The sequence below is a fragment of the Stenotrophomonas sp. 96582_Sma genome, from assembly GCF_056480905.1.
Genome location: NZ_CM151122.1, coordinates 1424932 through 1446180, shown reverse-complemented (window position 1 = coordinate 1446180; position 21249 = coordinate 1424932). Strand labels below are relative to the sequence as shown.

Below are 21249 nucleotides of genomic sequence, written 5' to 3'. Positions count from 1 at the left end.
CAGGAATGACTGACAACGCACCGCGGATCCACCCGACCGCCGTCATCGACCCGGCCGCGCGCCTGGCCGATGACGTCCAGGTGGGCGCGTTCACCCTGATCGGTGCCGATGTGGAAATCGGTGCCGGCACGGTGATCGGCCCCCACTGCAGCATCCACGGCCCGACGAAGATCGGCCGCGACAACCGCTTCATCGGCCACGCAGCCGTCGGTGGCGAACCGCAGGACAAGAAGTATGCAGGGGAGCGCACCGAGCTGGTGATCGGCGACCGCAATGTGTTCCGCGAGTTCGTCACGCTGAACCGTGGCACCGGCGGCGGCGGCGGCATCACCACCATCGGCGACGACAACTGGATGCTGGCCTACACGCACGTGGCGCATGACTGCCATGTCGGCAACTTCTGCGTGTTCTCCAACAACACCACCCTGGCCGGCCACGTGACCGTGGGTGACTACGTGATCATCAGCGGCTTCGCCGGGGCCCACCAGTTCTGCCGGATCGGCGCGCATGCCTTCCTCGGCATGGGCGCGCTGACCAATGGCGATGTTCCGCCGTTCACCATGGTCGGCACCGATTCGTTGGGCCGCCCGCGCGGCATCAACAGCGAAGGGCTGAAGCGCCGCGGCTTCGACGCCGAGCGCATTTCCGCCATCAAGCGTGCCTACCGCACGCTGTACGTGGCGGGCCTGCCACTGGCCGAAGCCAAGGTGCAGCTGACCGAACAGGCGCGCGACAGCGATGACGTGAAGGCCATGCTGGACTTCATCGAGCACGCCGAGAGGCCCTTGCTGCGATGAGCAGCACGACCGGCCAGGCGCCGGCCGGCGCCGCCGTGATTCCGCTGGCCTCGATGGCCGGCAGCGTCCCCGCGCAGCGGGTGCTCAGCGAGCGCCCCTTGCGGATCGCGCTGGTGGCCGGTGAGGCCTCTGGTGATCTGCTGGGTGCGGGACTGGTGCGCGAACTGAAGGCACGCTTTCCGAATGCCGAATTCGCCGGCATCGGTGGCGATGCCATGCGCAGCGCCGGCTGCCTGACCTGGCACGATGCCAGCGAGCTGGCGGTGATGGGCCTGACCGAAGTACTGCGCCATCTGCCACGCCTGCTCAAACTGCGTTCCGCGTTCCGCCAGCGTGCGCTGGAATGGCAGCCGGACGTGTTCATCGGCATCGACGCGCCCGACTTCAACCTGGGCATCGAACGCTGGCTGAAGCAGCGCGGCGTGCGCACCGTGCATTACGTGAGCCCCTCGGTCTGGGCCTGGCGCGAGAAGCGCGCCGAGAAGATCGGCAGCAGCGCCGACCTGGTGCTGTGCCTGTTCCCGATGGAACCGCCCATCTATGCCAAGCACGGCATCGACGCGCGTTTCGTTGGCCATCCGATGGCCGATGACATCCCCCTGCAGGGCAACCGCGAGGAAGCGCGCGCCGCGCTTGGCCTGCCGACGTCGGCCAAGGTGCTGGCGGTGTTGCCAGGCAGCCGCCTGGGCGAAATCTCGCGCCTCGGTGAACCCTTCTTCGAAGCCGCCTGGCAGGTCTCCGAGCGCATCCCCGGCCTGCACGTGGTGGTGCCTGCCGCCAACCCCGCATGCAAGCGGCTGATCGAAGAGCAGCTGTCGCGCTCGGCGCTGCCGGTCGCGTACTCGCATGTGCTCGACGGCCAGGCGCGCAACGCCATGATCGCGGCCGACGTGGTGGTGTTGGCGTCCGGTACCGCGACCCTGGAGGCGATGCTGGTGAAGCGGCCGATGGTGGTCGGCTACCGTGTCAACGAGCTGACCTACCGTCTGGTCAAGGCATTCGGCCTGATCAAGGTCGACCGCTTTGCCCTGCCCAACATCCTGGCCGGCCAGGACCTGGCACCGGAGCTGATGCAGCATGACTGCACGCCGGACAAGCTGGCTGCGGCCATCCAGCAATGGTTCGACCACCCGCAGCGGGTGACCGACCTGCAGGACACCTATGCCCGCCTGCATGAGCGCCTGCGCCGCAATGCGTCGGCACGTGCCGCCGACGCCGTCGGCGAGCTGCTGATGCGCGACCAGGCCCAGGCATGAGCCGCCGCCACGCCGCAGCGGCCAGCCTGACCCTGTTCGATGGCGCGGCGGTGGTCGAGCCGGAGCGCCTGGTCGCCGGCGTCGACGAAGCCGGTCGTGGCCCGCTGGCCGGGCCGGTCGCGGTGGCGGCCGTGGTGTTCGACCCGGCACGGCCGCGCATCAACGGCCTGGACGATTCCAAGCAGCTGACCGCGGCGCGCCGCGAGCAGCTGCATGACCGCATCATCGAGCGCGCCCTGGCCTGGCATGTGGTGCTGGTGGACGTGGACACCATCGACCGTCTGAACATCTACCAGGCCACCCTGCAGGGCATGCGCGACGTGGTCGCAGCGGTCGCCCACGTGGCCGGCTTCGCGCGCATCGATGGCAACGTGGTGCCCAAGGGTCTGGTACTGCCGGCGCAGGCGCTGGTCGGCGGCGATGGCATCGACCGCGCGATCATGGCCGCCTCGATCCTGGCCAAGGTCTCGCGCGACCGCTACATGCAGGAGGTGCATGCCCGCCATCCGCAGTACGGCTTCGAGCAGCACAAGGGCTACGGCACCCCGGCCCACCTGGCCGCCCTGCGCGAGCACGGCCCCTGCGTGGAGCACCGGCGCAGCTTCGCCCCGGTGCGCGAGTGCCTGGAAACAGCGCCAGCCCCCGCGATCACAGCCATCGCTTGAACAACGGCTGCCGGGTATCGTCCGGCGCTTTCACGGCAATGTGAACGCCTCCGCTGGCGCCGGGCCATGCCCGGCGACATTCGCGCAATCGGCGCACCGTCAAGTCCTTGTCGCTTCCCCCTACCCTCGCTACCCTGACCGGGCACTCCAGCGCATCCCGACCCCGGCGACGATCTTCCGTCAGCACCCGGGGCCCGCGCGCTCCAACCTGGTCCGGCATGTCCAACTCCCGCTTCGTACATCTCCACGTCCACACCGAGTTCTCGCTGGCGGACTCGACCATCCGCGTGCCGGCCAAGCCCGACCAGGCGGACCCGAAGAAGGCCAAGCAGGCCAACCTGCTGTCGCGCTCGGTCGAGCTCGGCCTGCCCGCGCTGGCGGTGACCGACCTCAACAACCTGTTCGCGCTGGTCAAGTTCTACAAGGCCGCCGAAGGCGTAGGCATCAAGCCGATCGCGGGCGCCGACGTACTGATCGCCGAGGAAGGCCAGGACCCGTGGCGGATGACCCTGCTGTGCCGCGATCGCGAAGGCTACCTGAGCCTGTCGCGGCTGCTGACCCGCGCCTGGATGGAAGGCCATCGCCCGGAAGGCGGCGTGGCAATCCACCCGGACTGGCTGAAGGCCGGCAACGCCAACCTGTTCGCACTCGCTGGCCGGCAGAGCCTGGCCGGGCGCCTGGCGTTGGACGGCAAGCATGAACTGGCCGAGCAGCAGCTGGCCGACTGGCAACGCGTGTTCGGCGACGGCCTGCACCTGGAGCTGACCCGCACCGGCCGCGAGGGCGAAGAAACCTTCAACCAGTTCGCGCTGATGGCGGCCGGCCAGCGTGGCCTGCCAGTGGTGGCCAGCAACGACGTACGCTTCCTGTCGCCGACGGATTTCAGCGCGCACGAAGCGCGCGTGTGCATTTCCACCGGCCGCGTGCTGGACGACCCCAAGCGCCCGCGCGAATACAGCGACCAGCAGTACCTGAAGTCGGCCGAGGAGATGTGCGCGCTGTTCGCCGACATCCCCGATGCGATCGACAACACGCTGGCGCTGGCCGAGCGCTGCAACATCGAGATGCGGCTGGGCACCTACTTCCTGCCCAACTACCCGGTGCCGGACGACGAGACCCTGGACACCTGGATCCAGAAGATGTCGCGCGATGGCCTGGAAGAGCGCCTGGAGAAGAATCCACTGGCGCCGGGCAAGACCCGCGAAGAGTATTTCGAGCGCCTGGAGTTCGAGCTCAACACCATCATCAAGATGGGCTTCCCGGGCTACTTCCTGATCGTGGCCGACTTCATCCAGTGGGGCAAGAACCAGGGCATTCCGATCGGCCCCGGCCGCGGTTCGGGTGCCGGTTCGCTGGTGGCCTGGGCGCTGAAGATCACCGACCTGGACCCGCTGCCGTACAACCTGCTGTTCGAGCGATTCCTCAATCCCGAACGCGTGTCGATGCCCGACTTCGACATCGACTTCTGCATGGACCGCCGCGACGAGGTGATCGACTACGTCGCGCGCAAGTACGGGCGCGAGCGCGTCAGCCAGATCATCACCTACGGCACCATGGCCGCCAAGGCGGTGGTGCGCGACTCCGGCCGCGTGCTCGGTTTCCCGTATGGCCTGGTCGACGGTGTCTCCAAGCTGATCCCGAACATCCTCGGCATCCACCTGAAGGATGCGCTGGGCAAGGGCAAGGAAGGCCCGAGCTCGGAAATGGCGTCGGCCGAACTGATCCAGCGTTACGAGACCGAGGACGATGTCCGCGACCTGATCGACCTGGCGCTGCAGCTGGAAGACCTGACCCGCAACGCCGGCAAGCACGCCGGTGGCGTGGTGATCGGGCCCGAACCGCTGAGCGAGTTCTGCCCGCTGTACGCCGAACACGACGAGAACGGCCTCGGCAAGAACCCGGTCACCCAGTTCGACAAGAACGACGTGGAAGAAGTGGGCCTGGTGAAGTTCGACTTCCTCGGCCTGCGCACGCTGACCATCATCGACTGGGCGGTGAAGGCGATCAACAAGCGCCATGAGCGCGCCGGCATCCCGCCGGTGGACATCGCCGCGATCCCGCTGGACGACACGCCCACCTACAAGGACATCTTCGCCAACGGCAATACGGGCGCAGTGTTCCAGTTCGAATCCTCGGGCATGCGCCGCCTGCTGAAGGACGCGCGCCCCGACCGTTTCGAAGACCTGATCGCGCTGGTGTCGCTGTACCGCCCCGGCCCGATGGACCTGATTCCCTCCTTCAATGCGCGTAAGCACGGCCAGGAAGAAATCATCTATCCCGATCCGCGCACCGAAGCGATCCTGAAGGACACCTACGGCATCATGGTGTACCAGGAGCAGGTGATGCAGATGGCGCAGATCGTCGGCGGCTACTCGCTGGGCGGCGCCGACCTGCTGCGCCGCGCGATGGGCAAGAAGGTGCCGGCCGAAATGGCCAAGCACCGTGAGATCTTCCGCGAAGGCGCGGCCAAGGACGGCGTGGACGAGGCCAAGGCCGACGCGATCTTCGACCTGATGGAGAAGTTCGCCGGCTACGGCTTCAACAAGTCGCACGCCGCTGCCTACGCGCTGGTCAGCTACCAGACCGCATGGCTGAAGCGCCATTACCCGGCCGAGTTCATGGCGGCCACGCTGTCCTCGGACCTGGACAACACCGAGAAGGTGGTCGGCTTCCTCGACGAGGTGCGCAACCTCGGCCTGACCGTGCTGCCGCCGAAGGTGAACCACTCGGCCTTCATGTTCGAAGCCGTCACCCCGGACACCATCCAGTACGGTCTGGGCGCGATCAAGGGCGTCGGCCAGGGTGCCTGCGAAGCGGTGGTGGACGAGCGCCTGAAGGGTGGCGACTACAAGGACCTGCTCGACTTCTGCACCCGCGTCGGATCGGCCAAGCTCAACCGGCGCACGCTGGAAGCGATGATCAACTGCGGCGCACTGGATGAGCTCGGGCATAACCGCGCCTCGCTGATGCTGCAGCTGCCGGAAGTGATCAAGGCCACCGACCAGATGGCGCGCGAACGTGCGTCCGGGCAGAACTCGCTGTTCGGCGGCCCCGACCCGAGCGCGACCACGATCCAGCTGGACCTGCCCGAAGCCGAGGAATGGCCGCTGCTGCAGCGCCTCAATGGCGAGCGCGACACGCTGGGTTTCTATCTCAGTGGCCACCCGTTCGATCCCTGGCGCGACGATGTGCGCGACCTGGTCGGCAACGACCTGGGCTCGGTGGAGAAGATCTGGAGCGCCAACAGTGGCGGCGGCGGCGGCGGCGAGAAGCGCTGGCGCCCGGAAGTACAGACCGTGCTGGCCGGCCAGGTGGTCGGCGTGCGCCGCAAGGGTGAGAGCCAGATCTTCATCCAGCTCGAGGACGGCCGTGGCCGCGTCGAGTGCAGCGCGTTCTCCGACGCGATGGCCGAGTTCGGCCACCTGATGACCAAGGACCGCATCCTGGTGGTCAAGGGTGGCCTGCGCGAGGACGAATTCAACGGTGGCTTCGCGCTGCGCATCCGCCAGTGCTGGGACTTCGACGAAGTCTGCGCCAACTACGCCACCCGGCTCTCGCTGCGCCTGGACCTGCGCCAGCAGCGCCCGGTCTGGGAACGCATTGATGCGCTGCTCGACCGCCATCGCCCTGGCCGCACGCCGCTGCGCCTGGACCTGCTGCTGAAGGGGCCGCACGGCGGCGTCGCCGGCATGCTCGATGTGTCCGGGCAGAGCGCGGTACGCATCGATTCCAAGCTGATGGAGGCGCTGCGCGCCGACCCCGCCGTGCGCACCCTGAAGGTGCGCTACAGCCCGCCGTGGGCCAGCTGAAGCTGGCTCCCTGGTTTTGCTGAAACCCCTGCTTTCCCGTTCCATGTATCAAGGACGATTGCCGATGAAGACCCTGCTGTTCCCGTTCGCCGCCGCGCTGGCCCTGGCCGCCTGTTCGCCCTCGAAGGTCGAGTTCCAGATCGACAACCCGACCGACACGCCGCTGGCACTGAGCATCGATGGCAAGGACCTGCCGGTGGCCGCACAGGGCTCGCGCCCGATTTCGCTGGCCGTCGGCGAGCATCGCCTGCATACCGACAAGCTCGGTGATGTGCGCTTCATCGTCTACGTCGATGGCCGTGGCGGCCTGATCAACCCGACCCTGAGCGAGTACGTGGTCGCCCGCGAGATCTACGTCACCGACGAGAGCAAGCTGAAGAACTTCGGCACCGGCAAGGCCGGCATCGAGCTGGGTGGCGTCGACTTCGAAGGCCCGTTCGAGAAGCACCACGAACTGTTCATCGACAAGACCTGGACCTACGGCGTGCGCGAGCCCTTCCCGAAGGAAAAGGTGGTGGCCCACGTCGACGCCAGTGGTGGCCAGATCGTGGCCAAGGTGTTCACCGCCCCCGCCTTCATCGCCTACGTCGAAGAAGGCATGGGCGAGCCGGGTGCGTTCAAGCGCGAGCAGCCGGCCGGCTACGTGGCCCCGGCGTTCAGCCTGGAACCGGCCCCGGCCAGCCTGCCGGCGCTGGTGCCGGCCTTCGAGGCGCATGCCGCGCCGCTGCGTGAGGTCTATGCGCGCTGGCTGAAGGCCACCACCGCCGATGAACAGAAGGCCCTGCGCAAGCAGGACTTCGCCGCGCAGATGGCCTTCACCTCGGCCACCGCCACCCTGGGCAGCGGGCTGGGCCGGGAGGCCAACGAGGCCTACAACGACTTCGTTTCCCAGCGCAGCCAGCTGATGGGCCGCAGCGCCCTGGTGGTGCCCTGAGCTGACTGGCGCCCCCTGCCCGGCTGCGCTACCGTCGCCTTCCAGACGAAGGCGTACGGGTGGTTTGCACGCATTCGGCTAGAATTCCCCTCTTCTTTACACGACGGCTTCCGATGAATCCGAACTACCTCGACTTCGAGCAACCCATCGCCGACCTGGAAGCCAAGATCCAGGAACTGCGCAACGCCAGTGCCGGGCCGGCGGTCAATGTCGAGGCGGAAGTGCACGCGCTGCAGGACAAGCTGCGCATGCGCACCGCGCAGATCTTCCGCAACCTGACCTCGTGGCAGGTACTGCAGCTGGCCCGTCATCCGTCGCGCCCGTACACCGCCGACTACCTACGCGTCATGTTCGATGAGTTCCAGGAGCTGGCCGGCGACCGTGCCTTCGCCGACGACAAGGCGATCATGGGCGGCCTGGCACGCATCAACGGCCGTGCAGTGATGGTGATCGGCCACCAGAAGGGCCGTGACACCAAGGAAAAGATCAAGCGCAACTTCGGCATGCCCAAGCCGGAGGGCTACCGCAAGGCCCTGCGCCTGATGAAGATGGCCGATCGCTTCGGCCTGCCGGTGCTGACCCTGATCGACACCGCCGGCGCCTGGCCGGGCATCGATGCCGAATCGCGCGGCCAGTCCGAAGCGATCGCACGCAACCTGATCGAGATGGCCGAACTGAAGGTGCCGATCATCTGCACCGTGATCGGTGAAGGTGGCTCCGGCGGCGCGCTGGCGCTGGGCGTGGGCGACCGCACCGTGATGCTGGAGTACTCGGTGTACTCGACCATCACCCCGGAAGGCTGCGCCTCGATCCTGTGGAAGGATGCCGGCAAGGCCAAGGATGCCGCCGAACAGCTGGGCCTGACCGCCCCGCGCCTGAAGAGCCTGGGCCTGGTCGACAAGGTCGTGCGCGAGCCGACCGGCGGCGCCCACCGCAACCCGACGCAGATGGCCAAGCGCCTGAAGGCGGTGCTGCTGAACGAGCTGGACGCGCTGGACAAGCTGTCCACCGAGCAGCTGCTGGAACAGCGCTACGCCCGCCTGCGCAGCTACGGCACGTACGAAGCGGCCTAAGCCCGGTAGTGCCGGCCGCTGGCCGGCAACACGCAGGTGATTGCAGAAACGAAAGAGCCGGGCAATCGCCCGGCTCTTTCGTTTGCGCCCTGGCGGCATCCACGCATGGCGTGGATCTACCGGGTGCAGATGACCCCGCGTCAGAATGGCTTGGCCAGCACCAGCCACACGATCGGGATGAAGGCCAGCAGCGGGATCTCGTTGATCCAGCGCAGCGCGCGCGACGACGGCAGCGCCCTGCCCTTGGCCACGCCCTTGAGCAGGCGCCCGATCCAGATGAAATACGCCAGCAGCAGCACCACCAGCCCCAGCTTGGCATGCAGCCAACCGGCGCCGCCCGAGGCAACCATCGTCGGGAAATCCGGAATGACCTTGTAGCCCAGCCACAGCACCAGACCCAGCAGGAATGCCAGACCGAACATCGAGTGGCCGAAGCGGTACAGGCGCAGGCCCATCAGCTGCAGGCGCTCGGTCACCGCCGGCTGGCCAGCGGTCTCGGCCAGGTTCACCAGGATGCGCGGCAGATAGAACACCGTCGCCATCCACGCCACCACGAACACGATGTGGAAGGTCTTGACCCAGTAGTAGCTCTGCATGCGCTCGCTCCGGCGGCTGGCGTAGGTTGGCGGCCATTCTCGCATGCCGTGGCCGGGCCACCCCACGCCCCAGCGCCGCGACACATCGACGCATGGCACGCCGCAACGCCGTACGATAAGCGCCGTTTTCACCACTGCGACCGCCCCATGGACAAGACCTACGACGCCGCCTACTTCCAACGCTGGTACCGCAGCGCCGACATCGGTGGCAGCGCCCGCCTGGCACGCAAGGTGGCATTGGCTGTGGCCAGCGCCGAGTACTACCTGGAGCGACCGATCCGCAGCGTGCTGGATATCGGCTGCGGCGAAGGCGCCTGGCACGCGCCGCTGCTGAAGCTGCGTCCGAAGGTCGAATACCTCGGCTTCGACAGCAGCGAGTACGCTGTGCGCCGCTACGGCCGCACCCGCAACCTGCACCTGGCCCGCTTCGGTGATTTCGCCTGGCTGCGGCCCTGCGCCCCGGTCGACCTGCTGATCTGCTCGGACGTGATGCACTACGTGCCCGACCGTGAGCTGCGTGCCGGACTGGCCGGCGTGGCGGAGCTGACCGGCGGCGTGGCCTTCCTGGAGACCTTCGCCGCCGAGGACGCGTTCGAGGGCGACCACGAGGGTTTCCAGGCCCGCCCGGCGCGCTGGTACCGGCGGACGCTGGCCCGGCACGGTCTGCAGCCGGTAGGGTCGCATTGCTGGCTCGGCCCCGCCCCGGCAGGCGATGCGGCCGCGCTGGAACGGATGTGAATCCGGATTCATTATTTTCAGCCAACTTAACCTGCGGGACACCCGGATGGGATATGCTGCGCGGCAACATATGACCATACATATTCGGTCGTCATGCTCTATCAACTGCACGAACTGACCCGCAACCTGCTCGCCCCCTGGGTGCACCAGGCCCAGGCCAACGCCAGGTTCTTCGCCAACCAGGGCCACTGGTGGTCGCAGATGCCCGGCGCTGATCGCCTGGCGGCGGTCAATGAACTCTTCCATCGCATCGGCAAGGATTACGAGAAGCCCGAGTGGGGCATCAACGAAATCGACGTCGATGGCGAGCGCGTGCCGATCGTCGTGCACGAGGAAGTGAGCAAGCCGTTCTGCAAGCTGCTGCGCTTCAAGCGCCACAGCAATGAAGCCGACCAGCTGCACACCATGCTCAACCAGCCGTTCGTGCTGGTGGTGGCGCCGCTGTCCGGCCACCACGCCACGCTGCTGCGCGACACCGTGCGCACGCTGCTGCGCGACCACCGCGTGTATGTGACCGACTGGGTCGACGCGCGCATGGTGCCGGCCAGCGAAGGCGAGTTCGGCCTGGACGACTACATCGCCTACATCCAGGAGTTCATCCGCCACCTCGGCGTGGAGCGCCTGCACGTGGTCAGCGTGTGCCAGCCGACCGTACCGGTGCTGGCGGCGGTTTCGCTGATGGCCAGCCGTGGCGAGCCGACGCCGCGCACGCTGGTGATGATGGGTGGCCCGATCGACGCGCGCTGCAGCCCGACTGCAGTGAACAACCTGGCCACGCAGAACCCGCTGTCGTGGTTCGAGAACAACGTCATCCACACCGTGCCGGCCAGCTATCCCGGCGCCGGCCGCCGCGTGTACCCGGGCTTCCTGCAGCACGCCGGGTTCCTGTCGATGAACCCGAGCCGCCACTTCAGCTCGCACTGGGATTTCTACACCGACCTGGTCAAGGGCGACCTGGAAGACGCCGACGCGCACCGTCGTTTCTACGACGAGTACAACGCGGTGCTGGACATGCCGGCCAAGTACTACCTGGATACCATCCGCGTGGTGTTCCAGGACTTCCTGCTGCCGCGTGGCGAGTGGGTGGTCAACGGTGAGAAGGTCGATCCGTCGGCGATCCGCGACACCGCGCTGCTGAGCATCGAGGGTGAGCTGGACGACATCGCCGGCCTCGGCCAGACCGAAGCCGCGCAGGCGCTGTGCACCGGCATCGACGCTGGCCGCCGTGAGCATTTCATCGTCGAAGGTGCCGGCCACTACGGCATCTTCAGCGGCCGTCGCTGGCGCGAAGTCGTGTACCCGAAGGTGCGCGACTTCTTCGCCGCGCATGCCGAAGCACCGGCGGCGAAGGTCACGAAGAAGAAGAGCAACGTCACCCCGTTGCGGCGAAAGGCGGGGTAACTCGCCCAGGGTGGGTGCCGACCTTGGTCGGTACGCCCTGATAGATGCCAACCTTGGTTGGCGCTCTACCCTGAATCCCGGTATCTGAAGGATTGTGCCGACCAAGGTTGGCACCTACCAAAGCGAATTCCGCCAAGCGCCCCTGCACTGATGGATCGTGCCAACCAAGGTTGGCACCTACCGGAGCGTCCGCACCCGCTTACAGCCGCACGAGCAGGTTCTTGGCGATCAGCCCATGCAGCTTGCCGATGCCGCGTGCCAGATGCATCGTCAGCAGCAGCAGCAGCGCCCCCGCCGCGGCAACCGCGATTGCCACCAGCGGCGAGGCCGCCATCGGCAGTACGTTCACGTCGTTGATGTACACGCCGGGGATGTCGCCACTGAAGATCGCCGCGACCGGCGCCCAGATCAGGCTCAGCGACAGCGACAGCAGCGTCACCGCGATGGTGAAGTAGATGACGCCCAGCGGCAGCATCAGCACGAAGTACAGCAGCGTCAGCCAGGTGCGGCCATCGGTGAACATGTCGCCGATGCGCTGCAGCCAGGTGCGGCTGCGGTCGGTGTAACGCGGACGACGTGGCATGCGCTCGCCCAGCAGCGCTTCCACCAGCCGCCCTTCCAGCAGCGCCAGCCCGCGCACCGAACCGAAGAACAGCACGGTCAGCGGGATGCCGATGATCAGGATCAGCAGGCCCAGCGACAGCGACAGGCCAGTCACCACCCAGGTGAAGAAGAAGATGCCGGTGGCCAGCGACAGCAGCATGTAGAACAGCGCACCGTAGGTATGCGGATCCGTCACCACGCCGAAGAAGCGCGCCAGCAGCGAACGCGGCACCGGTACCGGCCGGGGTGCGGCCGGCTCGACGCCACTGGCTTCCGCCGCCGCACGCAGCACCGGTGCGGTATCCGCACGCGGTGTACGCAGCGCGCGATTCACCGTCACTTCGGTCTCGCGGTAGATTTCGGCTACCTCGTCCGGCGCACCGTAGCTGCCGGCAACGTCGGCGATCACCTCGGCCTCGCTGCGGCCGGGCTGCGCCGCCAGCTCCGAGCGCAGGTATTCCTCGGCGTCGTACAGCGCGTCCTGCACCATCGCCGGGTCGGCGCCTTCCAATGACGCGCGCAGCTGCGCCAGGTACTGCGGGATGGTCGTGGGCAGGGCTCGGCCTGCCAGGCTCGGGTCGTTCATTGCGGTACCCCCTCCAACACGGAATCGACGGAATCGCGTGTGGCCTGCCAGGCCCGGCGCCATTGCGCCAGCACCTCGCGGCCACGTTCATTGATGCGGTAGTAGCGCCGCGGCGGCCCGCTGCTGGACGGCTCCACATGGCTTTCCAGCAGGCCGGCGCCCTCCAGATTGCGCAGCACCGGGTACAGCGCGCTCTGCTTGCCGCTCAGCACGCCCTCGCCCACCCGCTCCAGCTCCTTGGCAATGAGGTAGCCGTACAGCGGCTCCCCGGCCCGGGCCAGCACCGCCAGCAGGGCCAGCGACACCGTTCCGGCGCTGAGCTCCTTCTGGAACTTCTTCAGCTGGACATCGTCCTCGGACATGACCGGCCCTCCACTACGTTGAAGTCCACAGTAGTGCGAAGTTCGGTATAGCGAGTGTGTCGTTAGTCACTCTGCCGGTTGGCGTGGCCGGGCCGCTCACGCAGAATCGAAGCCTCGTTCATGTTCCGGGGTTCCCATGCCGCACCGCCGTCGCCTTGCCCTGACCGCCCTCGCCCTGTCCTGCCTGCTGCCCGTCCTGGCCGGCGCGGCCACGCCCTACCGCAGTCCGCAGCAGATTCTTGATGCTTCGGCGGCCAGCGACTGGCGCACCCCGGACCCGGCCAACCTGCTGTACATGGAACTGCCGGCCGGGCGGGTGATCATCGAGCTGGCGCCGCAGTTCGCCCCGCGCCATGTCGCCAACATCCAGACCTTCGCCCGCGAGCACTTCTGGGACGGCACCAGCATCTACCGCTCGCAGGACAACTTCGTGGTGCAGTTCGGCGATGCCGACGCCGATGACGCCGCCAAGGCCAAGCCGTTCGGCAGCGCCGCGCGCAAGCTGCCGGCCGAATTCGAACGCGCCAGCGCCGGCCTGAAGGTCAGCGTGCTGCCGGATCGCGATGGCTGGGCCGCGCAGACCGGTTTCGTCGACGGCTTCCCGGTCGGCCAGGACCCGCAGGCCGGCAAGGCCTGGCTGGCGCATTGCTACGGCATGCTCGGCGCTGGCCGCAGCAACGAGGAAGACAGCAGCATCGGTGCCGAACTGTACGTGGTGACCGGCCAGTCGCCGCGCCAGCTGGACCGCAACATCACCCTGGTCGGCCGCGTGCTGAAGGGCATGGAGCTGCTCAGCGCGACCCCGCGCGGCCCGGCGCCGATGGGCTTCTACACCGACCCGAAGCTGCGTACGCCGATCGTGTCGATCCGCCGTGCCAGCGATGTGCCGGTGGCCGAGCGCACGCCGATCCAGGTACTGCGTACCGACTCGAAGACCTTCGCCGATACGGTGGAAGCGCGGCGGAATCGCGTGGATGATTTCTACAAGCGCCCGGCGGGGCATATCGATCTTTGCAATGTTCCGGTGCCGGTGCGGTGATGGTTTCCGCACGTTACGCGTGCTGAAGGCGCTTCATCGTTCATGGGCGTTACTTTTCTTTGTACGCAAAGAAAAGTAACCAAAAGAAACGTTCCGCCGGCCGCGAGCCGGTGCTACGCACCGGTGCCCTGCGCTCCTCGGCCCGTCGAGGGACGGCGCGGGAACTCGCTGCGCTCAGACACCCGCGCCTCTTCGCCCTCGCCGGACCTGCGGTGCTCGGCTCGCTCAAGGCGGACTGGAAGGTCAAGATCAACGGCAAAGGCATCCACACATGGCGTGGATCTACTGGGTGCAGCTGCGGTCTTTGATCTGGGTCCGCCTTGAGTGAGCCGAGCATCGCAGGGGAATCAGGGGCGAAGAGGTGCCGATGTCTGAGCGCAGCGAGTTCGGCACCGTCCCCTGATTCACCGAGAAGCGCAGGGGACCGACGTGCGAAGCACGGCGGCTCGCGACCTGGCGGCGCGTTTCTTTTGGTTACTTTTCTTTTCGCGCGAAAAGAAAAGTGACGCCCATGAACGATGAAGCACCTTCAGCACGCGCCACGCGCAAAACGCCAACGCATCAGCCCTTCTGACTCACCGCCACACTACCCAGGATCAACGCACCGGCAATCAACATCTGCACCGTCACCGCTTCCCCCAGGAACAACCACGCGAACGCAGCGCCGAACAGCGGAATCAGATAGGTCACGGTCGACGCACGCGACGGGCCGATACGGCCGATCAAACGATAGAACATCAGGAACGCCAGCCCGGTGCAGGCCACGCCAAGCGCGATCGCTGCGCCCCAGGCCTTGGCCGGAATCGCCGCCTGCGGCCAATGGCTGACCGCCATCGGCAGCATCCACAGCGAGGCACACGACAGCGTTGCCGCCGCCGCGGCCGCCGACGGCAGGCCGGTCATGTGCCGCTTCACCAGGTTCACGCCCAGGCCGTACAGCAGCGAGGCCGCCGCACCGGCCAGCACCGCGGTGCCGATGCTCAGGCCAGAGACCTTGGCCGTGGCCAGCACCACCACGCCGGCGAAGCCGACCAGCAGCGCGCCCGCACGGCGCATGCTGATCTTCTCGCCGAAGAACAGGAAGGCGATCAGCGCGGCGAACAGCACCGTCATCGCATTGCAGATCGCGCCGATCGCGGCCGGTGCCTGTTCGGCGGCATAGGCGAACAGCACGAACGGCAGCGCCGAGTTGATCAGGCCGATCGGTGCCAGCCACAGCCAGCGCCGCGGCGGGAACTGCGCGCGGGCGCGCCACAGGAACGGCAGCAGCACCAGCGCGCCCAGCACCAGCCGCACCTCGACCAGCGCGAACGGGCCGAACGACGGCACCGCCAACCGCATGAACAGGAACGAGCAGCCCCAGATGGCGCCCAGCAGGGTCAATTCCAGCGGCGTGCGCCAGTCGCGCTCGGCCGCCTGTGGGACCGCATTCATGCCCTGCCTCCGTCCATCGTCTGTTCCTGGCCAAGGCAGACAGGATCAGGCGCAGACGCCCGCCACACAAGCGCGTAGTATCGCTGCCAGCCACAAATATGGTTTGAGGCTGGACATGCAGCTACGCCCCTCCCTGCTCCCCGCACTGGCCGTGTTCGCGGTTGCAGCGCGCCACCAGAACTTCGCCCAGGCCGCCCAGGAGCTGCACCTGACCGCCAGCGCGGTCAGCCACCATGTGCGCCGGCTGGAGGAGGTGCTGGAGACCCGGCTGTTCCTGCGTCATGCGCGAGGCGTTCGCCTCACCGCCGAGGGACGGCAGCTGGCCGATGCCGCCAGTGCGGCATTCGCTGATGTGGCTGCGGTCGCCCATCATCTGCAGCCTGACGCCGACAGCGTGCCACTGCGGATCACCACGCTGCGCTCGTTGTCATACTGCTGGCTGCTGCCACGACTGCCGCGCTTCACCCAGGCCCATCCGCACATACGCATCGAGCTGCACACCGGCAGCGGCCTGGACCGCTACGACGACAACGGGCCGGAGGTCGGCATCCGCTATGGCCTGGGCCAGTGGCCCGGCCTGCGTGCACAGCACCTGATGGATGACTACCTGTTCCCGGTGGCCTCGCCGGCGCTGGCCGGGGTTGAAACGCTGGTCGATCCGGCGCGCATCGCCGACCTGCCGCTGCTGACCGATCTGTCGCCGCAGGGCTGGCGTGACTGGTTCCGCCATGCCGGCGTGCGCCCACCCTCGCCACTGCCGCCGATGCACACCTTCGCCGACAGTACCGATGCGATGCGTGCCGCGGTGTACGGCATGGGCACGGTGCTGGCACGTACCCATATCGCGCAGCCCTACCTGCAGCGCTACGAGGTGGTACGCCTGCCTGGCCCGGCGCTGAAGGCGCGCTACGCGTATCACGTGGTGCATGCCGAAGGGCAACCGCCGAGCCACGCCGCGCGCCTGTTCATCGACTGGTTGCTGGAGCAGGCGCAGGACGAACGCACGCCGATTCCCGCGTTGCCGGAAAGCCTGCTCGGGCGCCCGGCCACGCACGGCTGACTGCGCCCTCACCCGTTCTTTGCTTCACGCTGGCTAGGCTGCAGGCAACCCCACACCGTATCGACGCCATGGCCATGCTGCGACTGCGCATCACCGGAACCGAAGACGACGCCCGTGCCATCAGCGACCTGCTGCTCGGCCTGGACGGCATCGAACATGTCGAGGAAACCGACGACCTGATGCCGCACATGGACGACGACGATTCCAGTTCTGCCGGGCTGTCCGATGACATCGGCCCGGGCATCCACGAACTGGAGGTGGAAGTCGGCAACGAAAGCACCGCGCAGAAGGTGCGCGATGCGGTGCAGGAACTGGCGCTGGAGCTGGATGTGTTCGTCGAGTACGAGACCGACGAGGGCTGATGCCGGCTGGCTGCCGGCATCAACCTTCACCTCAGAGGCTGGGCGGCAGCCTGCGGCGTCGGCGACGCCACCACGCCCGCACACCCCAGGCCGCGATCAGGGCCAGCACCGCCACCGGTAGCAGCGCGGCCGCGGCGCGGATCAGGAACGCAATACTGGTGCTGAGGATGCTGCCCGATTCGCTCAGCGCCTCACCGATCTCGCTGCGGCTGCGCTGGCCCGAGGTGGTGTCGAAGTGCATCGTGACCAGCTGTGTATCGATGCGCCGGCGCTGCTGCGCAGAATCCTTGTTGGCCTGCTCGACGCCCGCTTCGATCTCCGACAGGCGCGTGGTGATCGCCATCAGGTCTTCGATCTTCAGGTCCTTGCGGTCCTGGTAGGACAGCAGCCGCGCATGTTCCTTCTCCAGCCGCGCCTTGGTCAGTGCGGTGTCTGCTACCTCCTGCGCCAGGTCTTCGGCGCGCGTATTGCGCGACTGCAGCGTGCCCCCCTCACCGGCCAGAGCGATCAACGGCTCGGTGCCCTTCGGCGCGATGCGTACCTTGACCTCACCGCTGGGCTGCTCGCCACTGCGCTGGTCGACCTGCAGCACCGCGCAGTCACCGAACTTCGCGCTCTGGCAGGCCTGCGCCACCTGCTGGATGCGCGGTGCAATCTGCGCCGCTTCCAGCTGGATCTGCACGTCATGCTCGTAGGCCAGAAACGCACCTTCCGGCGAAGCGACAGCAGCATCGGCAGCGGCCGCACCCGCCTCCTGCGCCCTCTCGCCGTTCTTGGCACAGGCCGCCAGCGCCAGCAGCAGCACCGGCATCGCCACCACACGCGTCCACGCGCGCAGCGGCGTCACAGTGCCGCTCCGTCGTAGGACATCACCGCCAGCGTGGCCAGGTCTACCTGCGGTACGCAGCGCACGTTCACCGCCACCATCGGCGTACCGGTGCGCGGGTCCACCGCTTCGCTGTAGGGGGCAACGCCGCACTCGCGGCAGTGGTGATGATCGATGTGGGCTTTGTTGAAGTGGTAGGTGGCCACGTCCGCGGGATTGGTGCTCAGCTGGAACGCCTCGCGCGGGGCAAACCACAGCAGGCTGCCGCGGCGACGGCACATCGAGCAGTTGCAGTCGATGACGTCGCTGATCGGCGCCTCGGCCTGTACGGTGAATGCGATCCTGCCGCAATGGCAGCTTCCCTGGTATTCCATGTCCTGCGCTCCGCTGGAGGGTCCTTGTCAGTGCCCATGGTAATCCTATGGCACGGGGACAAAGCAGCCCCGGAGGCCTATGCTCGGGAATTGACCCCAGTACAGGAACGCCGATGCGCCCGCATCTTCTTGCCCTCGCCCTGGTCGCCGCCCTTGCCGGTTGCCAGCCGGCCGACGCCCCGACCAACGGTTCCACCCCGGCCGCCAGCCAGCAGGCCGGTGACGCGGCGGTTGATGCCGCCTTCGCCGACCTGTCCAAGCGCGCCCTGGACACCTGGATGCAGCTCTCGCCGGTCAGCGCCACCCAGATCGGTGACCACCGCTACGACAGCGAGATCGACGACCTGAGCGCCGCCGGCCAGCAGAAGACCCTGGCCGCCTACAAGGCGCTGCTGGGCGAGCTGGACAAGATCGAGGTGGCCAAGCTCGGCCGCGAAAACCAGGTGGACGCGGCGATCCTGCGCAACCAGCTGCAGTCCGAGATCTGGAATGCCGAGGTCATGCAGTCCGGCAAGTGGGACCCGCAGCTGTACAACGGCGTGGCCGGCAGCGCGATCTACGGCCTGATGGCCCGTGAGTTCGCACCGCTGCCCGAGCGCCTGAAGTCGGCCACCGCGCGCATGGAGAAGCTGCCGGCGATCTTCGCCCAGGCCCGCGAGAACCTGGATCCGGCCCGCGTGCCGAAGATCCATGCCGAGACGGTGGCCAAGCAGAACAAGGGCATCCTCAGCATCGTCGATACCTTCATCACCCCGCACATCGGCGAACTGCCGCAGGCCGACCAGCAGCGCCTGCAGGCCGCCATCGATGGCCTGAAGAAGGCGGTGGACGAACAGCAGACCTGGCTGGACAAGACCCTGGTGCCGAACGCCAAGGGCGACTTCCGCATCGGTGCGGAAAAGTACGACCAGAAGCTGAAATTCGCGCTGAACTCGTCGCTGTCGCGCCAGGAGATCGGTGAGCGAGCACGCGCCGAACTCAAGCGCGTGCGCGAAGACATGTACGGCATCGCGCAGACCGTGCTGAAGGACAAGCCGGGCGCACCGGAGATGCCGTCACAGCCGACCGACGAGCAGCAGCAGAAGGCGATCGAGGCCGCGCTGGAGCTGGCCTATGCCGACAAGCCGGCGCGCGACAAGGTGGTCGACGATGCCAAGGCCGCACTGGAGCAGTCCACCGCATTCGTGCGCGAGCACGATCTGATGACCCTGCCCGACGCGCCGGTGGACATCATCCTGATGCCGGAATTCCAGCGTGGCGTGGCCGTGGCCTACTGCGATTCGCCGGGCCCGCTGGACAAGAACCTGAAGACCTTCTACGCCGTGTCGCCGATTCCGGACGACTGGAACGACAAGCAGGTCGACTCGTTCCTGCGTGAGTACAACTCGCGCATGATCCACCTGCTGAGCATCCACGAAGGTACTCCGGGCCATTACCTGGAAGGCTGGCATTCGGCCAAGTTCCCCTCCACCCTGCGTGCGGTGCTGCGTTCTGGCCTGTTCGCCGAAGGCTGGGCGGTCTACACCGAGCGGATGATGCAGGAGCAGGGTTACCTCAACAACGACCCGCTGTTCCACCTGGTGCAGCTGAAGTTCTACCTGCGCACGATCTCCAACGCGATCCTCGACCAGGGCGTACACGTGGACAACTGGGATCGCGAGAAGGCGATGCACCTGATGACCCACGACGCCTTCCAGCAGGAGAGCGAAGCCTCGGGCAAGTGGGTGCGCGCGCAGCTGACCTCGGCACAGCTGCCGACCTACTTCGTCGGTGCGCAGGAACACTTCGACACCCGCAAGGCGATGCAGGACAAGCTGGGCGACAAGTTCAACCTCAAGGCCTATCACGACCAGATGCTGTCCTACGGCGCGCCGCCGGTGCGTTTCGCACGCCAGCTGATGCTGGACCAGCCGATCGAGTGATCGCGCAGGTGTGAGTTGGAAACGGAACGGCCCGGGGAAACCCGGGCCGTTTTCTGTTCGGCGTCCCGGGATGGACCCATCCACGCATGGCGTGGATCTACTACCCGCCTGCCAGTAGATCCACGCCATGCGTGGATGGCATTCAATTCACCGCGCGATGCAGCACGCGCTCGAACTGCACGTCACTGCATCCATTCTGCCCACACCCGGGAAGCGCGAGCTCCACCCGACCGGGTGGCTGTACATCGCTCAACGGCAGCGCATCTCGCAGTTGCGCGGTGGTCGGGTAGACGTAGGCCAGGCGGAAACGCACTTCGCTGGCCCCACGATCACGCCAGCGTTCAAACTGCAGCAGGCCGCCGATCGGTGTCTTCTCATACTGGCCCGGCAACGTGTAGTCCGTGATTCCCAGCGCCGCCAGCACGGAACCGATGTTGGAATCGTGGCCGACCAGCAGGCTCACCTTCGGTGACGCCGGATCTTCGAACAGCCCGTTTATTCTTGCCAAAAGCGGCGCAGCCACGTCACGCGCCACCTCGGGTGTTCCGAACAGGATGTCCTGGTAGCGGTTGCGGACCTGCGCCAGCGCCTGCCATTGGTCCTCCGTGTTCAATCGGCCCCAGCCTTCGCCGGGAATGCCACTTCCCTGGTAGTGCTCCATCAACAAGGCATCGACCAACCCGCTTGCCAGGGCCAGCGAACCGGAAGTACGCGGTTCTTTGCCCGGCTCTGCGCTGAAAATGGAATCGGCCGGCGTCAGGTGGCATTCGCTGCGGCCTGCGCATGCAGCCGACTGCGGGTAGCGGGTGATCGCCTCCACCGCCGCCAGCGCCGGTGCCAGATCCGATGCGGCCTGCGCCTGTTGCATCGCCGACAGCGCACGCTCGCGGAAGAGCGTGTCTCTGTTGTGGATCACCGGATTGAACAATGGATCCATCGTGCCCAGCGGCATGCGCTGTTCCACCGTCACGTGGCAGCCCGGGAAGGCACCTGCAACGAAGAACTGTGCGGTCGCCTGGGTGCGCTGCAGGCTGTTGGCGTGCGCGTGGAAGTCGCTCGGCTGCGGACAGCCCGTTGCCGGCATCAACTTTGCCTGCCGCAGCCATTGGCCGATGTAGCGGCCCATGTAGACCTCCAGCACGCCGCCCTTGGTGGTCAGCTCGCCGGCGCCTACGTCCCAGCTCGGCCAGCGCTCCGGAGTCGCATTGGCCAACGCACCCGATGCCACCACCGGTGCGCGCAGGTTGTGGCGGCTGAGAAGGATGACCTGCTCGAGGGCTTCGCCTTCCACTGATGGCGATGCAGCGGCTGCGGCAGTGGCGACCAGTGCCAGCACCAGCGCCAGCAGCAGGGGGCGTAGAGAACGAATCATGCGGGCCTCCGACCCCAGGGAATGCATCCACGCATGGCGT

19 protein-coding genes are annotated in these 21249 nt (G+C 67.0%); 12 read left to right on the top strand and 7 right to left on the bottom strand.

Annotated elements, in window-relative coordinates:
- Positions 1 to 5 precede the first annotated feature (5 nt).
- From lpxA to ACZK2R_RS06680, 6 genes are all read left to right on the top strand, one after another.
- A complete protein-coding gene (lpxA, locus tag ACZK2R_RS06705; protein ID WP_032128327.1) occupies positions 6 to 797 on the top strand; it encodes an acyl-ACP--UDP-N-acetylglucosamine O-acyltransferase in 792 nt (263 codons plus the stop codon).
- Positions 798 to 850: 53 nt separating this feature from the next.
- On the top strand, positions 851 to 2053 hold the full coding sequence (gene lpxB, locus ACZK2R_RS06700) for a lipid-A-disaccharide synthase (RefSeq protein WP_100437555.1): 1203 nt from the start codon (positions 851 to 853) through the stop codon (positions 2051 to 2053).
- Positions 2050 to 2718, top strand: coding sequence for a ribonuclease HII (locus tag ACZK2R_RS06695; RefSeq protein ID WP_049461544.1), 669 nt, complete (start codon positions 2050 to 2052; stop codon positions 2716 to 2718). Before lpxB ends, ACZK2R_RS06695 begins: the two co-directional genes overlap by 4 nt.
- A 218-nt stretch (positions 2719 to 2936) precedes the next feature.
- Positions 2937 to 6527 carry a DNA polymerase III subunit alpha gene (gene dnaE, locus ACZK2R_RS06690; protein ID WP_121503847.1) on the top strand — a complete coding sequence of 1197 codons (3591 nt, stop codon included), beginning with the start codon at positions 2937 to 2939 and terminating at the stop codon, positions 6525 to 6527.
- A 64-nt stretch (positions 6528 to 6591) separates the two neighbouring features.
- A complete protein-coding gene (locus tag ACZK2R_RS06685) occupies positions 6592 to 7461 on the top strand; it encodes a hypothetical protein (protein ID WP_180838112.1) in 870 nt (289 codons plus the stop codon).
- A 113-nt stretch (positions 7462 to 7574) separates the two neighbouring features.
- Positions 7575 to 8534 (top strand): acetyl-CoA carboxylase carboxyltransferase subunit alpha, encoded by a 960-nt coding sequence (locus tag ACZK2R_RS06680; RefSeq protein WP_180838111.1) that lies wholly within the window; start codon positions 7575 to 7577, stop codon positions 8532 to 8534.
- Positions 8535 to 8674: 140 nt separating this feature from the next.
- On the opposite strand, the gene ACZK2R_RS06675 is transcribed toward ACZK2R_RS06680, so the two are convergent.
- On the bottom strand, positions 8675 to 9130 hold the full coding sequence (locus ACZK2R_RS06675; RefSeq protein ID WP_049399558.1) for a CopD family protein: 456 nt from the start codon (positions 9128 to 9130) through the stop codon (positions 8675 to 8677).
- A 147-nt stretch (positions 9131 to 9277) separates the two neighbouring features.
- Here ACZK2R_RS06675 and ACZK2R_RS06670 point away from each other — a divergent pair, with 147 nt between their 5' ends.
- The gene (locus tag ACZK2R_RS06670) at positions 9278 to 9868 is read left to right on the top strand and encodes a class I SAM-dependent DNA methyltransferase (protein WP_180838110.1); all 591 of its coding nucleotides are present in this window, start codon (positions 9278 to 9280) and stop codon (positions 9866 to 9868) included.
- A gap of 93 nt (positions 9869 to 9961) precedes the next feature.
- On the top strand, positions 9962 to 11269 hold the full coding sequence (locus ACZK2R_RS06665; protein ID WP_049461547.1) for a polyhydroxyalkanoate depolymerase: 1308 nt from the start codon (positions 9962 to 9964) through the stop codon (positions 11267 to 11269).
- Between the two features lie 199 nt (positions 11270 to 11468).
- Here ACZK2R_RS06665 and ACZK2R_RS06660 read toward each other — a convergent pair whose 3' ends face one another.
- On the bottom strand, positions 11469 to 12458 hold the full coding sequence (locus ACZK2R_RS06660; RefSeq protein ID WP_478487911.1) for a sensor domain-containing protein: 990 nt from the start codon (positions 12456 to 12458) through the stop codon (positions 11469 to 11471).
- Positions 12455 to 12820, bottom strand: coding sequence for a PadR family transcriptional regulator (locus tag ACZK2R_RS06655; RefSeq protein ID WP_125893826.1), 366 nt, complete (start codon positions 12818 to 12820; stop codon positions 12455 to 12457). The genes ACZK2R_RS06660 and ACZK2R_RS06655 overlap by 4 nt, the downstream gene beginning before the upstream one ends.
- A gap of 136 nt (positions 12821 to 12956) precedes the next feature.
- Between ACZK2R_RS06655 and ACZK2R_RS06650 the strand changes: the two genes are divergently transcribed.
- On the top strand, positions 12957 to 13859 hold the full coding sequence (locus ACZK2R_RS06650; RefSeq protein WP_180838109.1) for a peptidylprolyl isomerase: 903 nt from the start codon (positions 12957 to 12959) through the stop codon (positions 13857 to 13859).
- Between the two features lie 561 nt (positions 13860 to 14420).
- On the opposite strand, the gene ACZK2R_RS06645 is transcribed toward ACZK2R_RS06650, so the two are convergent.
- Positions 14421 to 15293 (bottom strand): DMT family transporter, encoded by an 873-nt coding sequence (locus tag ACZK2R_RS06645; protein ID WP_180838108.1) that lies wholly within the window; start codon positions 15291 to 15293, stop codon positions 14421 to 14423.
- Between the two features lie 115 nt (positions 15294 to 15408).
- Between ACZK2R_RS06645 and ACZK2R_RS06640 the strand changes: the two genes are divergently transcribed.
- Together ACZK2R_RS06640 and ACZK2R_RS06635 are read left to right on the top strand one after the other, a co-directional pair.
- Complete coding sequence (locus ACZK2R_RS06640; RefSeq protein ID WP_180838107.1) at positions 15409 to 16353, top strand: LysR substrate-binding domain-containing protein; 945 nt, start codon at positions 15409 to 15411, stop codon at positions 16351 to 16353.
- A 68-nt stretch (positions 16354 to 16421) separates the two neighbouring features.
- Positions 16422 to 16715, top strand: a complete 294-nt coding sequence (locus ACZK2R_RS06635; RefSeq protein ID WP_005415831.1) for a hypothetical protein — start codon at positions 16422 to 16424, stop codon at positions 16713 to 16715.
- A gap of 31 nt (positions 16716 to 16746) precedes the next feature.
- On the opposite strand, the gene ACZK2R_RS06630 is transcribed toward ACZK2R_RS06635, so the two are convergent.
- Together ACZK2R_RS06630 and ACZK2R_RS06625 are read right to left on the bottom strand one after the other, a co-directional pair.
- Entirely contained in the window at positions 16747 to 17526 is a 780-nt protein-coding gene (locus ACZK2R_RS06630) for a DUF4349 domain-containing protein (RefSeq protein WP_180838124.1), read from the bottom strand.
- A 32-nt stretch (positions 17527 to 17558) separates the two neighbouring features.
- The gene (locus ACZK2R_RS06625) at positions 17559 to 17915 is read right to left on the bottom strand and encodes a GFA family protein (RefSeq protein ID WP_046983156.1); all 357 of its coding nucleotides are present in this window, start codon (positions 17913 to 17915) and stop codon (positions 17559 to 17561) included.
- Between the two features lie 113 nt (positions 17916 to 18028).
- On the opposite strand from ACZK2R_RS06625, the gene ACZK2R_RS06620 reads away from it, so the two are divergent.
- Positions 18029 to 19837, top strand: coding sequence for a DUF885 domain-containing protein (locus tag ACZK2R_RS06620; protein ID WP_180838106.1), 1809 nt, complete (start codon positions 18029 to 18031; stop codon positions 19835 to 19837).
- Positions 19838 to 19979: 142 nt separating this feature from the next.
- Here ACZK2R_RS06620 and agp read toward each other — a convergent pair whose 3' ends face one another.
- Complete coding sequence (agp, locus tag ACZK2R_RS06615) at positions 19980 to 21209, bottom strand: bifunctional glucose-1-phosphatase/inositol phosphatase (RefSeq protein ID WP_478487910.1); 1230 nt, start codon at positions 21207 to 21209, stop codon at positions 19980 to 19982.
- Positions 21210 to 21249 lie beyond the last annotated feature (40 nt).